The organism is Methylomarinovum tepidoasis (assembly GCF_030294985.1).
Classification (GTDB): domain Bacteria; phylum Pseudomonadota; class Gammaproteobacteria; order Methylococcales; family Methylothermaceae; genus Methylohalobius; species Methylohalobius tepidoasis.
In genome coordinates this window covers 1,807,272-1,822,123 of the sequence record NZ_AP024718.1, presented here as the reverse complement: position 1 = coordinate 1,822,123, position 14,852 = coordinate 1,807,272, and the positions used below count along the sequence as shown (strand labels likewise).

General features: G+C 63.7%; 10 protein-coding genes. 1 reads left to right on the top strand and 9 read right to left on the bottom strand.

Going from position 1 to position 14,852, the window contains the following annotated elements:
* The first annotated feature begins 30 nt into the window (after window positions 1–30).
* Entirely contained in the window at window positions 31–1,290 is a 1,260-nt protein-coding gene (gene rho / locus MIN45_RS09150; RefSeq protein ID WP_286291702.1) for a transcription termination factor Rho, read from the top strand.
* Between the two features lie 4 nt (window positions 1,291–1,294).
* Here the strand turns inward: rho and hemL are convergent, their stop codons facing one another.
* The 9 genes from hemL to MIN45_RS09105 all read right to left on the bottom strand — a co-directional run bounded on the left by hemL (window position 1,295) and on the right by MIN45_RS09105 (window position 14,824).
* Window positions 1,295–2,575, bottom strand: coding sequence for a glutamate-1-semialdehyde 2,1-aminomutase (hemL, locus tag MIN45_RS09145; RefSeq protein WP_286291700.1), 1,281 nt, complete (start codon window positions 2,573–2,575; stop codon window positions 1,295–1,297).
* 9 nt (window positions 2,576–2,584) lie between these two features.
* Entirely contained in the window at window positions 2,585–3,568 is a 984-nt protein-coding gene (gene thiS, locus MIN45_RS09140; protein ID WP_286294156.1) for a sulfur carrier protein ThiS, read from the bottom strand.
* Window positions 3,569–3,576: 8 nt separating this feature from the next.
* Window positions 3,577–4,644 (bottom strand): 3-deoxy-7-phosphoheptulonate synthase AroG, encoded by a 1,068-nt coding sequence (gene aroG, locus MIN45_RS09135; protein ID WP_286291698.1) that lies wholly within the window; start codon window positions 4,642–4,644, stop codon window positions 3,577–3,579.
* A gap of 77 nt (window positions 4,645–4,721) precedes the next feature.
* Window positions 4,722–5,285, bottom strand: a complete 564-nt coding sequence (gene pgsA / locus MIN45_RS09130) for a CDP-diacylglycerol--glycerol-3-phosphate 3-phosphatidyltransferase (RefSeq protein ID WP_286291697.1) — start codon at window positions 5,283–5,285, stop codon at window positions 4,722–4,724.
* Between the two features lies 1 nt (window position 5,286).
* Window positions 5,287–7,110, bottom strand: coding sequence for an excinuclease ABC subunit UvrC (gene uvrC / locus MIN45_RS09125; RefSeq protein ID WP_286291696.1), 1,824 nt, complete (start codon window positions 7,108–7,110; stop codon window positions 5,287–5,289).
* 53 nt (window positions 7,111–7,163) lie between these two features.
* Window positions 7,164–9,851 (bottom strand): aconitate hydratase AcnA, encoded by a 2,688-nt coding sequence (gene acnA, locus MIN45_RS09120; protein WP_286291695.1) that lies wholly within the window; start codon window positions 9,849–9,851, stop codon window positions 7,164–7,166.
* A 103-nt stretch (window positions 9,852–9,954) separates the two neighbouring features.
* On the bottom strand, window positions 9,955–12,027 hold the full coding sequence (locus MIN45_RS09115) for a hypothetical protein (RefSeq protein ID WP_286291694.1): 2,073 nt from the start codon (window positions 12,025–12,027) through the stop codon (window positions 9,955–9,957).
* Window positions 12,017–13,231 (bottom strand): P-loop NTPase fold protein, encoded by a 1,215-nt coding sequence (locus MIN45_RS09110; RefSeq protein WP_286291693.1) that lies wholly within the window; start codon window positions 13,229–13,231, stop codon window positions 12,017–12,019. The genes MIN45_RS09115 and MIN45_RS09110 overlap by 11 nt, the downstream gene beginning before the upstream one ends.
* 864 nt (window positions 13,232–14,095) lie before the next feature.
* Window positions 14,096–14,824, bottom strand: a complete 729-nt coding sequence (locus MIN45_RS09105; RefSeq protein ID WP_286291692.1) for an SAM hydrolase/SAM-dependent halogenase family protein — start codon at window positions 14,822–14,824, stop codon at window positions 14,096–14,098.
* Window positions 14,825–14,852: the final 28 nt, after the last annotated feature.

Sequence of the window (14,852 nt, the reverse complement as noted above, 5' to 3'; positions counted from 1 at the left end):
TCTTCATAACATCCAACCCGAAATCCGACTATGAATCTTACCGAACTGAAACGCAAATCCGCGGCCGAGTTGCTGGAAATCGCCGAGTCCCTCGGAATCGAAGGCGTTTCCCGCAGCCGCAAGCAGGATCTGATCTTCGCCATTCTCAAGAAGGTCGCCAAAAACGGCGAAGACATCTACAGCGAAGGGGTTCTGGAGATCCTTCAGGACGGCTTCGGCTTCCTGCGCTCGCCCGACGCCTCCTACCTGGCGGGACCGGATGACATCTACATCTCCCCCAGTCAGATCCGCCGCTTCAGCCTGCGCACCGGCGACACCGTCTCCGGCAAGATCCGCCCGCCGAAGGAAGGCGAACGCTATTTCGCCATGCTCAAGGTGGAGAAGATCAACTTCGAGCCGCCGGAGAACGCCAAGCACAAGGTGGACTTCTCCAACCTGACGCCGCTGTTCCCCCAGGAACGCTTCGTGCTCGAGATCGGCAACGGCAGCACCGAGGACCTGACCGCCCGGGTCATCGACCTGGTCGCCCCCATCGGCAAGGGGCAGCGCGGCCTGATCGTCTCGCCGCCGAAGGCGGGCAAGACCATGATCTTGCAGAATATCGCCCACTCCATCGCCATCAAGAACCCGGAATGCTATCTGATCGTGCTGCTGATCGACGAGCGTCCTGAGGAAGTGACGGAGATGACGCGCAGCGTCCGCGGCGAAGTGGTGTCGAGCACCTTCGACGAACCGCCGGCCCGTCACGTCCAGGTGGCGGAGATGGTGATCGAGAAGGCCAAACGCCTGGTGGAGCACAAGCGCGACGTGGTCATTCTGCTCGATTCCATCACCCGCCTGGCGCGGGCCTACAACACCGTGGTGCCCTCCTCCGGTAAACTGCTGACCGGCGGTGTGGACGCCAACGCCCTGGAAAAGCCCAAACGCTTCTTCGGCGCCGCCCGCAACATCGAGGAAGGCGGCAGCCTGACCATCATCGCCACCGCGCTGGTGGAAACCGGCTCGCGCATGGACGACGTCATCTACGAAGAATTCAAGGGTACCGGCAACATGGAACTGCACCTGGAACGCAAGATCGCCGAAAAGCGCATCTACCCGGCCATCAACATCAACCGCTCCGGTACCCGCCGCGAGGAGTTCCTGGTGCCTCAGGACGAACTGCAAAAAGCCTGGATCCTGCGCAAGATCCTGCAACCGATGGACGAGATCGCCGCCATCGAATTCCTCCTCGACCGCCTGCGCAAGACCAAGACCAACGCGGAATTCTTCGAAGCGATGAAACGGGCCTGACGGCCTAGAGGCGGCGCAGCACCCGTTCGGCCGCGGCCAGCGTGGCGGTGATGGCGTCGTCGTCGTGGGCGGCGGAGACGAAACCGGCCTCGAACGCCGATGGCGCCAGATACACCCCTTCCTCCAACATACCGTGGAAAAAGCGTTTGAAGCGTTCTTGGTCGCAGGCCATCACCGCAGCAAAATCGGCCACCTCGTCCGCCTCGGTGAAGAACAGGCCGAACATGCCGCCGACGCAGTTGGTCCGCAACGCCACTCCAGCCGCTTCGGCGCGCTGGCGCAGGCCGGCGCACAAGGACTCGGTCTTCTCCTCCAGACGCTCGAAGAAGCCGGTTTCGGACACCAGCTCCAGGGTCCTGAGACCTGCGGCCATGGCCACCGGATTGCCCGAAAGGGTGCCGGCCTGATACACCGGCCCGACCGGGGCCAGCCGTTCCATGATTTCCCGCCTGCCACCGAAGGCCCCCACGGGCATGCCGCCGCCGATGACCTTTCCCAGACAGGTCAGGTCCGGGGTGATGCCGAAACGCTGCTGGGCCCCGCCCAGGGCGACGCGGAAACCGGTCATAACCTCGTCGAAGATCAGCACCGCCCCGTGGCGGTCGCACACTTCCCGCAGGGTCTGGAGAAAACCGGGTCTTGGGGGGACGCAGTTCATGTTGCCGGCCACCGGCTCGACGATGACGCAGGCGATCTCCCCGCCCTGGCGCTCGAACAGTTCCCGCACCGCGTCGCTGTCGTTGTACGGCAGGGTCAGGGTGTGTTCGGCGACGCTGGCCGGAACCCCGGGGGAACTGGGCACCCCGCAGGTCAGGGCGCCGGAGCCGGCCTTGACCAGCAGGGCGTCAGCGTGGCCGTGATAACAGCCCTCGAACTTCACCAGCTTGTCGCACCCGGTGTAGCCGCGGGCCAGGCGGATGGCGCTCATGGTGGCCTCGGTGCCGGAATTGACCATCCGCACCATTTCCAGCGACGGCACCAAGCGGCACAGCAGCTCGGCCATGCGCACCTCGATCTCGGTGGGAGCACCGAAGCTCAGGCCCTTTTCCACCGCCGCCTGGACCGCCGCGAGCACTTCCGGATGGGCGTGTCCCAAGATCATCGGTCCCCAGGATCCGACGTAATCGATGTAACGCCGTCCCTCCACGTCGTACACGAACGGCCCCTTGGCCCGTTCGATGAACGGCGGCGTGCCGCCCACACCCTTGAAGGCCCGCACCGGGGAATTGACCCCGCCGGGAATCACCTGGCGGGCGCGTTCGAACAATTGTCGGGAAGATTTCATCGGCATACTTTAGAAGAAGGTTCCGTCCAGGGGCGAGGAAGCCGAGGCATAGCGGCGCCGCGGCATCCGTCCGGCCAGATAGGCCTTGCGGCCGGCCTCGACGCCCAACTTCATGGCCTCGGCCATCAACACTGGATTTTTAGCCTCGGCGATGGCGGTGTTCATCAGCACCCCATCGCAGCCCAATTCCATCGCCACCGCCGCATCGGAGGCGGTCCCCACCCCGGCGTCCACCAGGATCGGCACCGAGGCGTTTTCGACGATGGTGCGGATGTTGTAAGGATTGCGGATGCCGAGGCCGGAACCGATGGGGGCCGCCAGCGGCATCACCGCGATGCAGCCCACGTCCTCGAGCTTTTTCGCCATCACCGGATCGTCGTTGGTGTAGACCATGACCTCGAAGCCATCGTCCACCAGAATCTTGGCCGCCTCCAGGGTGGCGATCACGTCCGGATAAAGCGTCTTCTCGTCGCCCAGCACTTCCAGTTTCACCAGCCTGTGACCGCCGAGCAGCTCCCGCGCCAGCTGACAGGTGCGGACGGCATCCGCCACCGTGTAGCAGCCGGCGGTATTGGGAAGGATAGTGTACTTTTCCGGCGGAATCACATCGAGCAGGTTGGGTTCGTCGGCATGCTGGCCGATGTTGGTGCGGCGGATGGCGACGGTGACGATCTCGGCGCCGCTGGCCTCGATCGCCGCCTTGGTTTCGGCCAGATCCCTGTACTTGCCGGTGCCCACCAGCAGGCGCGATCGGTAGGTCCGGCCGGCGATCACCAAGGGATCGTCCCCGCCCTGACCGCCGCCGATGGCGCGGACGATCTCGACGCGGTCGCCGGCGGCCAGGCTTTCTTCCCCGTAACGGTCGCGGGGGACGATGCGGCCGTTTCGCTCGACCGCGATCCGCTGACCGGCAAGCCCCAGTTCGGCCACCAGATCCGCCACCGAGCTGCCGGCCGCGACCCGGCGACTCTCGCCGTTGACGAAAATTTCCACCATGGCGCTCATTTGCCGTTACCCCGCCGTTCCCGCACGGCTTCCGCCAGCTTCTGCAACACGTGCTCGGTATCCTCCCAGCCGATGCAGGCGTCGGTGATGCTCTTGCCGTATTCCAGCGGGATGCCGGGCTTGAGGTCCTGACGGCCTTCCTTGAGGTTGCTCTCCACCATCACCCCGATGATGCGGTCGTCCCCGGCGGCGATCTGGCCGGCGACGTCGTCGCACACCCGCAGCTGGCGTTTGTACTGTTTGAGGCTGTTGCCGTGGCTGAAATCGATCATCAGCTTGGGCGGCAGGCCCGCCTGTTCCAGGGATTCGGCGGCCTGGTTGACGCTTTCGGCGTCGTAGTTGGGATGCCTGCCGCCGCGCAGGATCAGGTGGCAGTCCTCGTTGCCGGTGGTGGAGAAGATCGCCGAACGGCCCTCCTTGGTCAGGGACAGGAAATGGTGCGGCCGACTGGCGGAGGCGATGGCGTCCACCGCCACCTGGACGGTGCCGTCGGTGGCGTTCTTGAAGCCGACCGGACACGACAGCCCCGAGGCCAGTTCCCGGTGGACCTGGCTTTCGGTGGTGCGGGCGCCGATCGCCCCCCAGGAGATCAGGTCGGCCAGATACTGCGGGGTGATGAGATCCAGAAACTCGGTCGCCGCCGGCAGCCCCAGCTCGTTGACATCCAGTAGCAGCCGGCGGCCGATCCTGAGGCCCTTGTTGATGTTGAAGCTTTCGTCCAGATCCGGGTCGTTGATCAGTCCCTTCCAGCCAACCCGCGTGCGGGGCTTTTCGAAATAGACCCGCATCACCACCATCAGCTCGTCGGCGAGGGATTCCCGCCACTTCACCAGGCGGCTGGCGTATTCGCGGGCCGCATCGGGATCGTGGATGGAACAAGGACCGATGACCACCAGCAGACGGTCGTCGTCACCGCTGAGAATATCGTGGATCGCCCTGCGGGCTTCGAACACGGTGCGGGCGGCGGTTTCCGTGATCGGCAATTCCTCGTGCACCTGAACGGGCGGAATCACCTCCTTGATCTCACGGATGCGCAGATTTTCGGTCTGATAGCGATTGGGCATAGCGGCATGTCCTGCAATTTAGAATGGAGCAGAGAAAGCTCGGGAAATTCGCTCATTCTATCATTTTGACGCCGCAGTCAGCGACCCTGCATCAATGCCGGCCAGGCCGCCCGCAGATAGTTGATCATCGACCACAGGGTCATGACCGCCGCCAGGTACAAACCCGCCAGCCCCAGCGGCCACAGCACCGCATGCCACCATTCGATGCCGAACAGCAGCAGAGTGATCGCCACCATCTGCAGCGTGGTCTTGAGCTTGCCGAGCCAGGACACCTCCACCACACCGCGCTGACCGATCTCCGCCATCCATTCCCGCAGCGAGGCGATGGTGATCTCACGGCCGATGATGATGACCGCGGCGATCGCCATCCCCGGCTCCGGATCGTACTGCACCAGCAGCACCAGGGCCGAGGCCACCATCAGCTTGTCGGCCACCGGATCGAGAAAGGCACCGAAGCGGGTGGTCTGGCCCAGCCGGCGGGCCAGCCAACCGTCGAGCCAGTCGGTTACCGCAGCGACCACGAACATGAAGGCGGCCAGCACCCGCATTCCCGGCCACGGCAGATAGAAGCAAACCACCAGCACCGGAATCAGGGCGATGCGCAGCAAGGTCAGCCAGGTGGCGAGATTGAATCGGGGCATGTCAGGTTTCCGGTGAATGGAAGGTTTCGTAAATGCGGCGCGCCAGGGTCGGGCTGATACCCTCCACTGAAGCCAGGGCCTCGACACTGGCCTTCTTGATCGCCTGCAGGCCGCCGAACTGCTGCAACAGACGCTGGCGGCGCCGGGGGCCCAGTCCGGCGATGGCCTCCAGGGGCGAGGTGCGCTTGGCTCTGCCGCGGCGCTGGCGGTGGCCACCGACGGCGAAACGGTGGGCCTCGTCACGTATTTGCCGGATCAGCAGCAGACCCGGATGGTGTTCTCCCGGATGGAGCCAGCGCCCGCTCCAGGCCAGGTACAGGTCCTCGTCGCCATCGCGGCGCGCAGGGCCCTTGGCCACCCCGACCACCGGCAGATCCCCCACCCCCAGTTCTTCCAGCACCGGCAACACCGCCTGCACCTGCCCCTTGCCGCCGTCGATCAGCAGCAGATCCGGCAGGTGGTTGCCCTCCCGCTGCAGGCGCTGAAACCGGCGCCGTACCGCCTGGGCCAGGGCGGCGTAATCGTCGCCGGGGGCGATCCCTTCGATGTTGAAACGGCGATAGGCGGACTTGACCGGGCCCTCGGCGTCGAAGACCACGCAGGAAGCCACCGTCTGCTGCCCCTGGAGGTGGCTGATGTCGAAACACTCGATCCGCGCCGGGAGCGCTTCCAAACCCAGCAATGCCTGCAGGGCTTCGCGGCGCTGCCGCTGGCCGGCCCGCAACGCCAGGCGCTGGCGCAGGGCGATCCCGGCATTGGCCCGGGTCATTTCCAGCCAGTCACGGCGCCGCCCCCGGGGGGCAGTAACCCAGCGCACCTGACGCCCGGCCTGGTCGCTGAGCATGGCCCGCAGCAGCTCGGCGTCTTCCGGTTCGTGACTGAGGAGGATCTCCGCCGGCACCGGCTTGTCGAGATAATACTGTCCCAGGAAGGCGGCCAGTATCCGGGCCGGATCGTGGTCCCCGCTCCCGCTGGGAAAGTAGGCCTTGTCCCCCAGATGGCGGCCGCCACGGATCCAGGCCACCTGGACGCAGGCGACACCCGCCTCGATGTGACAGGCGATCACGTCCAGATCGCCGCCGGGGCCGGCCACCACCTGGGTTTCCAGAATCTCCCGCAGGGCGGCGATCTGATCGCGGTAACGGGCGGCCCGCTCGAAATCCAGTGCCGCCGCGGCCGCCTCCATGCGCCGCACCAGGTCGTCCACCACCACCTGCCCGTCGCCCTCAAGGAAACGCAGGGTGTCCTCCACGTCGCGGTGATAGGTTTCCCGATCCACCCGGCCGACGCAGGGAGCGGTGCAGCGTTTGATCTGATACTGCAGGCAGGGGCGGCTGCGGTGGGCGTAATAGCTGTCCTCGCACTGGCGCACCGGAAACGCCCGCTGCAGCAGTTTCAGGGTCTGGCGCACCGCCGAAGCGCTGGGATAAGGGCCGAAGTAACGACCCGGACGCTTGTGGGCGCCGCGGTGGAAGGTCACCCGCGGGAACGGGTGTTCGGTGGCGACGTAGATGTAGGGGTAGCTCTTGTCGTCCTTGAGGCAGATGTTGTAGCGGGGGCGGTGGCGCTTGACCAGCTGGTGCTCGAGCAGCAGCGCCTCCCCCTCGGTGCGGGTGACGGTGACTTCGATCCGTGCCAGCTTGGCGAGCATGGCCCGCTGTTTGGGCGCAGGGGTGCCGCGGAAGTAGCTGGAAACCCGGTTTTTGAGATTGGCGGCCTTGCCGATGTACAGCGGCCGTCCTTCGGCATCGAGCATCCGATAGACGCCCGGACAGGTGGTCAGGGTGGCGAGAAAGGCTTCGACATCGAAGGCCGGGACGCTCATGGCTGCGATCTTTCACATGCTTGAGGCTGCGGGGAAACGGCCTCCCTGCCCCATCAGGTACGCTTCAACATTCCGCGCAGCACGGTGTGAAGGATGCCGCCGTTGCGGTAGTACTCCACCTCTGCGGCGCTGTTCAGGCGCACGTCCACCGGGAAAGTGACACGGCCGCCGTCATCGGCAGTGGCGGTCACCTCCAGTTCGCCGCCCGCCTGCAGGCTGGCGTCGTCAACCGGAATGGTGTAGCGCTCCCGCCCGCTCAGACCCAGGGTTTCCCGGTTCTGGCCCGGCTTGAAGGTCAGCGGCAGGATGCCCATCCCCACCAAGTTGCTGCGGTGGATGCGCTCGAAGCTCTCGGCGATCACCGCCCGCACCCCCAGCAACTTGGGGCCTTTGGCGGCCCAGTCGCGGGAGCTGCCCATGCCGTAATCCTTGCCGGCGATGACGATCAGCGGCACCCCTTCCTGGCGATAGCGCATGGCGGCGTCGAAGATCCACATTTCCTCGCCGTCGGGCAGATGGAGGGTGATACCGCCCTCCTTGCCCGGCACCAGCAGATTGCGCAGGCGCACGTTGGCGAAGGTGCCGCGCATCATCACCTCGTGGTTGCCGCGGCGGGCGCCGAAAGTGTTGAAGTCCTCAGGGCGGACGCCCCTGGATCGCAGGTATTCCGCCGCCGGCCCTTCGGGAATCACCCCGGCCGGGGAGATATGGTCGGTGGTCACCGAATCCCCCAGCAGCACCAGCACCCGCGCCGCCTCGATGGGCTCGACCGGCGGCGGCGCCGGGGGCATGTCCTTGAAGAAGGGCGGCTCCTGGATGTAAGTTGATTCCGGCGGCCAGTCGTAGAGGACCGAGGCCGGCACTTCGATGACGTTCCAGTCGGGATTGAACGCGTCCAGGCGTTCGTAGACCTGGTGGAACTTGTCCGGATCCAACGCGCGGCGCAGCACCTCGGCCAGTTCCGCCCTGCTGGGCCAGATGTCGCGCAGATAGACCGGCTTGCCGTCACGGTCGTTCCCCAGGGGCTCGGTGGTCAGGTCGATGTCGATGGTGCCGGCCAGGGCGTAGGCCACCACCAGCGGCGGCGAAGCCAGGTAGTTGGCCCGGGTCAGGGGATGGACCCGGCCCTCGAAATTGCGGTTGCCCGACAGCACCGCGGCCGCCACCAGCCTGCCGTCGCGGATCGCCTTGGCCACCGGCTCCGGCAGCGGGCCGCTGTTGCCGATGCAGGTGGTGCAGCCGTAGCCGACGGTGTAGAAGCCGAGCTGGTCCAGATAGGGTTGCAGACCGCTGTCCTTCAGGTATTCGGTCACCACCCGCGAGCCCGGCGCCAGACTGGTCTTGACCGTGGCCGGCGGGACCAGCCCGCGTTCGACGGCCTTCTTGGCCAGCAGCCCCGCCCCCAGCATCACCGAGGGATTGCTGGTGTTGGTGCAACTGGTGATGGCGGCGATCACCACCGAACCGTGACCCAGCTCGCCTTCGCGCCCGTCGACGGTCACCGCTATGCGGGCATCCTTTTCGCCCTCGGGCACGCCGAAACCGCCCTCCACCACCGGTGCGGTCAGGGCCTTTTCGAACGACGCCTTGAGATCGGCCACGGTGACCCGGTCCTGGGGCCGGCGCGGGCCGGCGAGGCTGGGCTCGACAGTGGCCAGATCCAGGCTCAGGGTTTCGGTGAACCGCGGCGCCACCGTGACGTCGGTGCGGAACAACCCTTGGGCTTTGCAGTAATCTTCCACCAGGGCCACCTGTTCCTCAGGGCGACCGGTGGCGCGCAGGAAGTCGATCACCGCCGCATCGATGGGGAAGAAACCGATGGTAGCCCCGTACTCCGGCGCCATGTTGGCCACCGTGGTGCGGTCGGGGACACTGATGGACGACAAGCCGCTGCCGTAGAATTCGACGAACTTGCCCACCACCCCGTGGCGGCGCAGCATTCCGGTCACCCTGAGGACCAGATCGGTGGCGGTGGCCCCTTCCGGCAACTGGCCGGTCAGCTCGAAGCCGATCACTTCCGGCGGCAGCATGTACAGCGGCTGCCCCAGCATCCCGGCTTCGGCCTCGATGCCGCCCACGCCCCAGCCGACGATCCCCAGGCCGTTGATCATGGTGGTATGGGAGTCGGTCCCCACCAGGCTGTCGGGATAGGCGAGACCGTCCTGCAGGAAGACGCCGCGGGCCAGATATTCCAGATTGACCTGGTGGACGATACCAACGCCCGGGGGAATCACCTTGAAGGATTCGAACGCCTGCTGCCCCCACTTGAGGAACTGGTAGCGTTCCAGGTTGCGCTGGAACTCCAGTTTCATGTTCTTTTCCAAGGCGTCAGGGGAAGCGTAGTAGTCCACCTGGATCGAATGGTCCACCACCAGCTCTGCGGGAATCAGCGGCTCCACCCGGGCCGGGTCCTTGCCGAAACGCGCCATGGCGGAGCGCATCGCCGCCAGGTCCACCAGCGCGGGAACACCGGTGAAGTCCTGCAGCAGCACCCGCGCCGGCATGAAGGGGATCTCGGCCTCGTTGCGTCCCTGCGGCTGCCAGCCGGCCAGGGCGGCCACGTCCTGCTCCCGGATCAGGCGGCCGTCGCAGTTGCGCAGCACGCTCTCCAGCAGCACCTTGATGCTAAAGGGCAACTGCGACACGAAACCGAGACCGGCCCGCTCCAAGGCTTCAAGGCTGAAGTATTCGATCCCGTCGCGGAGACGGAGGCGGCTACCGAACGGATTGAGATCCTGCATGGTGACTCCCTAGGCTGAATCGAGCCGGAAAGTATAGCGCAGGCGGCAGCAGGCGGCCAAACGGAGGCACTGCAAGACTGGGCGCCCCCATGCCGGGCAGTATTCACGAGAGACCGAATACGCCGCACATCAATTCCACGTCCCGCAGGGTGCGACTGAGATAATGGGTGTCAGCCTTCGGGATATCGGGACGGTCGCATTGGTATCCTGTAATGCCGAAGTCTTGCAGGGAGCTAGGGATTTCTCCTCTGAACGCGGTATAGCCGGGTTCTTCAGCGAGTTGCACCAACTTGCCGGCCACCGCCACCCAACCTTGCAGGCAGTTGTCGAAAACGGACGGTCCTTCTTCGATCTGGGAAAACGCCCAGCGCATGATCTCGGCTGCAGCGGTCTCGAAGGCAGCCCCCAGCCAAGTGTGCAAATCAGCTTCAACCGGCTTGGCTTCGAATCCATTCGCATCCAGATAGGCCTGGATCAGCCCGGCAAGCGTGGTGGCGGCCTTTTCACGTTCCAGGGGCGCATGTTCAGGTTTCTGACCAAACATTTCGTTATAAGACGCACTCAGGCGCGACTCATCCAATTCCAAATTCATTTGCTTCATCTGGGTACGAAGGGCATCACCCAAAGCACGGATCGCCTCCGCATGTTGCCTGCGAAACTCGGCCAATGAAGGTTCTGTAAGGGCGCCAAAAAGATTGACCGCGCAGTCACCGCCATTGAAAGGGCCGATGGCCTGGGTCTCGTCGCCCGCCTTCATCAGGGCCCACCACAATCCCAGGGCATTGGCCAGCAGGCGCGGCGGCAGGTATGTCGCGGGGTCACCCGAGCTCTTGGAATGGATATTGAGATCAACCCCCAGGTTGAACAGGGCTTGGGCAATCTCATCATGATCCTTGGGCTCGTTGAAACGGGCGCGCATCAGTGCCGAAATGAGCGACAAGACGGCGGTGCGCAGCCGGCGGGCGGCCGGGCCGAACATCTGGTCTTCCGATGCGAACAAGCTTTTATTCAGGATACGCCAAGCAGGGGGAACGTTAGCCATGAACAAAAAGGCGCGGGCCAGTCCGCCGGCCTTCTCTTTCGCCATCTCGACCTTCAGACAGCCGAAAACCTCAGCAGCCCCCTCGTTCCACGACCACCACGACGTCATCTGCAGGAAAGCCACACAACCAAAGGCATGAACGGCGTTGAGTTGTCCGGCCTGCTCGGGCTTGCTGTGCATGGCATCCTCATCTGCTCCGAACCCCAGCAATCTGCTCAACCACCCTGCGAGGTTGTTGGCCAGCTGGGACAATGCCTTGGCCACCTCCTGTGGGGCATCTCCGATCTCATACCCATATGGCAGGATCTCGAGCCCCAATGCAGCACCGCATGCGATACAAGCCGGCTCCCTTGCCGACCCATACCAGGTGGCGAGGCTGACAAGGGTCTGGAACCGGCCGGGCGTTGGCCGCTCTGCGGCTTCGCTGAGCACCAGAGCGCTGAGCCGGGCAAGAAACTCGCGAAACTTCGGGTTGCAGGGCGGGCGGGTGCCGCCCCCTTCATAGACCGGCTCCCCCGCGAACAAATGGATCATGAGATCCACCTGGCGCTCCCGGGACAGGCCGGTTCTTTCCATGGATTCCAGGGCATCCGCAAGCGGCCCGCAGGTCAAGGCCAGGGCAAAGCGGGCATCGCCCTGATGCTGTCGCAACAACAGCGTGGCCTGCAGGGCCACCTCTTGGAAACTGCCGGAGAGCCTTTCAGGCAACCCCTTTGCATAAGCCCCTCCGCGACCGCTATCGAGACCGTGTTTTTGCACGATGGCGTCGGTCTGCTTGTCCCGCAGTTCTGCGGATCGGATGTTAGGCTGTTCCAGGCTGAGGAAGAACTGGCCAATGACCGGATGACCGGCAGCCCGCTCGGCAAAGGACTTGATCTTCTCCGCTAGGTTATCGGGTTGGGTTTTTCCCAGTCTCGCATAGTAGGCTTCACTGGCACCGCGCAACAGTCTTTCGAACAGCTCGGTAAGAATTTGGGGATCTTCCTTGGGTACTTCCTCTTCGATGCTCTGGTGTTCTTCGGTTTTCTGATCTGTTTCGATCTTGGGAACACCGATGTTGTCCTGACCGGAAACGTAGAGTGTATCCTTCGTAGTTTCATCCTTTACCGATACTTCCTGATCTTTATCCTGCATTCCTCTCTCCTTCAAGTCCGCGAATGAGTTGCGCCCGACGCCAGGCCAGGGTGGTAATCCAGAGCACCAGCAACTCGTCGTCGCTCACGATATCGGCAAACTCATCCACCCGGGCGAAATATTCCGCCAAGTGACCTTCAAAATGCCGGATCACCGGTGGCCGGGGCGGATCCAGGGTAAGCAAGCTGCCACAGTTGAGCACGGCATGCCCCAAGGCATCCGTCTTCTCTTCCACAACATTTTGCCATTCAGGCCTGAGCAATGGCTTGATGGTTTCGAACTGGAGCACCCCGGGAATATCCCGAGCTCCCAGTTCCGGGATGTTGTCCCGCAGGCTCAGGTATTTCTCCTCGGCCTGTTCGATCAAGATCTGTTGCTGGTCTTTGGTCAGGGTGGCGTAATGGCGCACCAAAGTCTCCTCACGCAGGTCCCGGCGCAGAATGAGGTGGGTGAGGTGGTCACGGGCCTTGTCCGGAGCGTCCCTGTCCTCCGCCCTGCCTGCCTGCTGGGAATCGAAGGCGAGTTTCAATACCAACGATTCGCCATCCGCCCCCTTTTGCGCCGGTGGCGGATATCGCGATTCGAGATGAGTCAGCAGCGTCTGATGCAGATCCGGTGAATAGTCGTGCAGGGGATTGAACACTTTCAGCTGCAACTGTGCCCCCACATACGGCAGAATGACCGCCAGCCCCGGTAGGTTCAACGCGCGGCGGGTGAGCACGATGGCGGCCTGGGCCACCGGAACGATGGCGCGATCCACCTCGTCGAGAATGAGCACGATCCGCAGACCACACGCCCTGGCGCAGGCAACGACCCACTCGAGATCGCGCTGGGCGATCAGGGGCATCAATCTGTCCGGGCTGAACTTCGCATCGATATACCCGTTCGACAAGCGCAGTCCCCGCGGCAGAATGCGCAGGAACCCCTGCCCCATGCGGCGCAACAGGATGCGGGTGGGATAGCAGGGGAAGCAGGCACGCATCACCTTTGGATGGCTGAGAATGGCATCGACGATGGTCTGATGCAGATCCACCTCGCTCTGCTCCCGCCAGATGTGAACAGAGACCACCGCCACTTTCTCCTGTGCCTCGAGGCGGCGCTGCAGTTCACCCATGAGATAACTCTTACCGCTGCCCCAGTCACCCCTGATCGCCCACAGCGGCCCGGGATGGAGCAGGGAAAAATTGCTGAGGCGTCGCTTCATTCGATCGATAAAGTCCTCCTGCCCAGGCAGGAGCATAACTTTACTTTCGTTTTTCAACCCGATTTGGTTGGCTGATCCACGCCTGTACATCCCCTGCCACATATACAGACGCAGAAGGATCCGACCGCCCAAGAAGAGAAGAATACAAGCGGTAAGGAACTGAAACGAGGAGGGAAGCTGCGAGAGGAATCGGATGAGACAGGATAATGATGTCGGGATCGATAAGGAAGAGGATAGCTGCGTGATATCTGTCTCGTAGTATGGATCTTTTTCCGACGGATATATCCACATCCCCAGGGCGATGGGAAAAAAACCCATGATTCCCCATAACAACAGCCGTATCCATTGCCATCGTTCACATATTTTTATCATGTTGCACACCCACGACCCCTGACTGCTTGACAAAACTCACAGAGTGAGCAGAGGTGCTGTAGGCTCCTCATAGTTTGAGACCGATCAAACGGTGAGGCGCCATGCACAACACCCCCGCAAAGATGCACGATATGGTGATTGCACTGTTGAAGCAAGCGGGAATTTTTACGGTTGTGCTTCGTGATGGCCGTGGCCACCTGGATCCTGATTTGCCAGGGGGTCAAAGTCCATGAGGCCGGCCTGCGCCGACGGGTCGATCCCCATTGGCGGCAGGGTTTAAGTTATGCCCGCATCGGCTGGCATTGGACGCTTCATGCCCTAGGGCGTGAAGAAGCATTGCTGGACCGGATCTTCCTGCCTGTCACGGAGGACCCAGACCCCGTCCTGACCACCAGGAATCGTTCCCGTTGGGGATGCGTTGCCGCAGTGGTTCCGCTTCTGTATCCCCAATTCTTTCAATGCCTTGGTATGAAAACATGAAGATAAGTTTTGTCAGGCAGTCAGGGCGACCGGCGTGCCGATGGCCAGTCCCAGTGCTTGGGCGGCGCTACCGCGGTTGACGGCGATCTCCACCAATCCCATGGAATTGCAGTACCAGAAGGCCTCCCCTTCGGGAACCTCGCTGAAGGTCCCGGCCTGGGGGATTTGGCGGCCGCCCACCCGCAGGACGCGTCCCTCCCAGTCGTGGCGGAAGGTCAGGCCGGTGAAGGCGTTGCCGTAATGATCGAGATAGACGACCTCCGCCAGGTCCACCGGCCAGGCGCTCAGATCCGGTCCCTGCCAGGGTCGCAGCATCCCTTCCGCTTTGCCGCAGGCAAGAGCCGCAGCCACCGGGGCGAACAGATCGCGACCGTGAAAACTGGCCGACAGCTGTGGCGGACGCCAGACGATCTCGAACCAGTTCACAGGCTCGCTATGCTGCACCGCCACGGTGTTGAACAACCCGTTGTCCGGCCCGACGAACCATCTGCCGTCGGCCTCCAGCACCACCGGGCGGCGCCTGCCCCCGACGCCGGGATCGACCACGGCCAGGAATACCGTCCCTGCGGGCCACCAGCGCGCCAGGGCGGCGAGCAGATAGGCGCTGTGTCTGGGGTCGGTGCACGGGGCGTCATTGACCAGGTCGATGACGTCGATGCCGGGGGCCTGACGCCGCAGCACGGCCTCCATCTGGCCCAGATAGGGACCGTGGCAGCCGAAATCGGTGAACATCACGATCATGGCGTGCGTTCCTGTCTTTCCGTGGGTG

Excerpts from the sequence above, each read along its gene's own strand:
- rho (WP_286291702.1), top strand. The coding sequence starts at position 31 with ATGAATCTTACCGAACTGAAACGCAAATCCGCGGCCGAGTTGCTGGAA.
- hemL (WP_286291700.1), bottom strand. The coding sequence starts at position 2,575 with ATGAAATCTTCCCGACAATTGTTCGAACGCGCCCGCCAGGTGATTCCC.
- aroG (WP_286291698.1), bottom strand. The coding sequence starts at position 4,644 with ATGCCCAATCGCTATCAGACCGAAAATCTGCGCATCCGTGAGATCAAG.
- pgsA (WP_286291697.1), bottom strand. The coding sequence starts at position 5,285 with ATGCCCCGATTCAATCTCGCCACCTGGCTGACCTTGCTGCGCATCGCC.
- uvrC (WP_286291696.1), bottom strand. The coding sequence starts at position 7,110 with ATGAGCGTCCCGGCCTTCGATGTCGAAGCCTTTCTCGCCACCCTGACC.
- acnA (WP_286291695.1), bottom strand. The coding sequence starts at position 9,851 with ATGCAGGATCTCAATCCGTTCGGTAGCCGCCTCCGTCTCCGCGACGGG.
- MIN45_RS09115 (WP_286291694.1), bottom strand. The coding sequence starts at position 12,027 with ATGCAGGATAAAGATCAGGAAGTATCGGTAAAGGATGAAACTACGAAG.
- MIN45_RS09110 (WP_286291693.1), bottom strand. The coding sequence starts at position 13,231 with ATGAAGCGACGCCTCAGCAATTTTTCCCTGCTCCATCCCGGGCCGCTG.
- MIN45_RS09105 (WP_286291692.1), bottom strand. The coding sequence starts at position 14,824 with ATGATCGTGATGTTCACCGATTTCGGCTGCCACGGTCCCTATCTGGGC.